The organism is Streptomyces sp. FH025, assembly GCF_017427025.1.
Classification (GTDB): Bacteria; Actinomycetota; Actinomycetes; order Streptomycetales; family Streptomycetaceae; genus Kitasatospora.
This window is the reverse complement of the sequence record NZ_JAFLNG010000997.1, coordinates 1-2,101: the sequence shown is the minus strand read 5'-3', so window position 1 is coordinate 2,101 and position 2,101 is coordinate 1. Positions and strand designations below refer to the sequence as shown.

The following is a 2,101-nucleotide window of genomic DNA, read 5'->3' as shown; positions in this document are numbered from 1 at the left end:
CGGCAACGGGGGTGTCGAGCTGCGCCGCGGACGGCATGGAGGACTGGGCACCGAGACCGGTGACCGCCAACGAGGCCGCGCGGACGGCGCGTTCGGCGGCGGCGAGCAGGCCGGCGCCACGGGCGAGGGAGTCGGCGAGGGCCCCGCAGAAGGTGTCGCCGGCACCGACGGTGTCGACCACGTCGACGACGGGTGCCGGCAGGTGCACGGCGGGACGGCCCGGCTGCTTGATCAGCGCCCCGTCCGCCCCGAGCGTCACCACGACGGCCCGGCAGGGCAACGCGGCCCGCTCCAGCAGCTCGCGCGCCCCGTCGGGGCCGGTCGGCCGCTCCGCGCCGAGCAGGGTGGCGAGTTCGCCGAGGTTGGGGACGAGGACGTCGACGGCGGCCAGCACCTCCGGGGCGACCGGCCGGGCCGGGGCCGGGTTGAGGACGACCGTGCCGCCCTGCTCCCGGGCCCGCAGCACCGCGGCGGCGACCACCTCGGCGGAGATCTCGTGCTGCACCAGGACCACCTCGCCCGCCGACCGGGCCAGCCGCTCCGGCAGGTCCGCGACCGACAGTGCGGCGTTCGCGCCCGGGTTGACCACGATGGTGTTCTCACCGGCCTCGTCGACCACCACCGAGGCGATCCCGGTGGTGCTCTCCGGTGCCGGGCGCACCGCCTCGACGTCCACCCCTTCGGCGGCGAGCGCCCGCAGGATGGTGTCGGCGTCCGCGCCGACCCGGGCCACCAGACGCACCCGCGACCCGAGCCGGGCCGCCGCGACGGCCTGGTTGGCGCCCTTGCCGCCGACGCCCTCCACGAAGCCCCGCGCGAGCACGGTCTCACCAGGTCGCGGCAGGTCCTGGACGGTCAGGACGAGGTCGCGATTGACCGAACCGACAACGGTGATGGACGGCATCTGCACTCCTTGGGAGAGCGACTTGGGAGATCGATCTCCCACACTGTGGACCAGCCCCAAGGAACCGTCAAGTACCCTCGTGCTGGGCATTCCACCAGTTGGACGAGCCCGTCCCCGACCACGAAGGACCGCCCCACGTGACAGCGCCCCGACTCCTCGACGTGGCCGCGGCCGCCGGCGTCTCCCGCGCGACCGCCTCACGCGTCCTGGCAGGCACCCCGCGCAACGTCGACCCCGAACTCGCCCGCCGCGTCGAGCAAGCCGCCCAGCGCCTCGGCTACCGCACCAACCACTCCGCCCGGGCGCTGCGCACCGGCACCACGGGCACCATCGGCGTGGTCGTCCCCTCGCTCGCCAACCCGTACTTCGTCCAGCTCACCGACGCCATCGCCCGGCAAGTCCGCGCTGCGGGTGGACAGTTGGTGGTCTCCGACGCCGCCAACGACACCGCCATCGAGGCCGAGCAGATCGAGACCCTGCTCGGCGGCCGGGTCGACGGCCTGCTCGTCGTCCCCGTCTCCGCGAGCACCTCCGGCCCCGCCGTCCGGGCCGCCGCCAAACGCGCCCCCGTCGTCCTCTTCGACCGCTGGGCCACCGGCTCCGGAACCGTCGCCGTCACCCTCGACAACGCCGCCGCGATGCGACTGCTCCTCGACCACCTCGAAGGCCTCGGCCGCCACCGGATCGCCCTGGTCGCCGCCGACCAGGCCTCCTCCTCCGGCGCGGAACGCCTCGCCGCGTTCACCGAGGCACGCGGCGCCGACGCCACCACCGTCCTGCTGCCCAGCTTCACCACGGACGCCGGCCGCACCGCGGGCCGCCGCATCGCCGAACAGCGCACCCAGGTCGACGCCGTCGTCTGCGGCGCGGACGTCCTCGCGGTGGGACTGGTCAGCACGTTGCAGCGCTCGGCGGTCTCCGTCCCCGGCCAGATCGCCGTCACCGGCTTCGACGACACCGAGATACTCGAACTCCTCGACCCGCCCATCACCTCCATCCGCCACCCGCTCACCGCGATGGCCGAACGCGCCCTAACCCTCCTTCAGGCACCTTCCCGCGAACGGCCGGAGAGCGTGGAGCGCTTCGCCCCGCAGCTGGTGGTCCGCTCCTCCACCGACGCGAACGCCTGACACCGCGGCGCCGGGCGCGCCCTGCCGGAGCTTCCGTCGCGGGTTGCGGTGGCGGCCCGTGCAACCG

At 74.8% G+C, this 2,101-nt stretch carries 2 protein-coding genes; one reads left to right on the top strand and one right to left on the bottom strand.

Annotated elements, in window-relative coordinates:
• On the bottom strand, positions 1 to 904 hold a 904-nt coding region (locus J0670_RS36575), incomplete at its 3' end, for a ribokinase (protein ID WP_207817091.1).
• A gap of 137 nt (positions 905 to 1,041) precedes the next feature.
• Between J0670_RS36575 and J0670_RS36570 the strand changes: the two genes are divergently transcribed.
• The gene (locus J0670_RS36570; RefSeq protein ID WP_207817089.1) at positions 1,042 to 2,034 is read left to right on the top strand and encodes a LacI family DNA-binding transcriptional regulator; all 993 of its coding nucleotides are present in this window, start codon (positions 1,042 to 1,044) and stop codon (positions 2,032 to 2,034) included.
• The last annotated feature ends 67 nt before the right edge of the window (positions 2,035 to 2,101 follow it).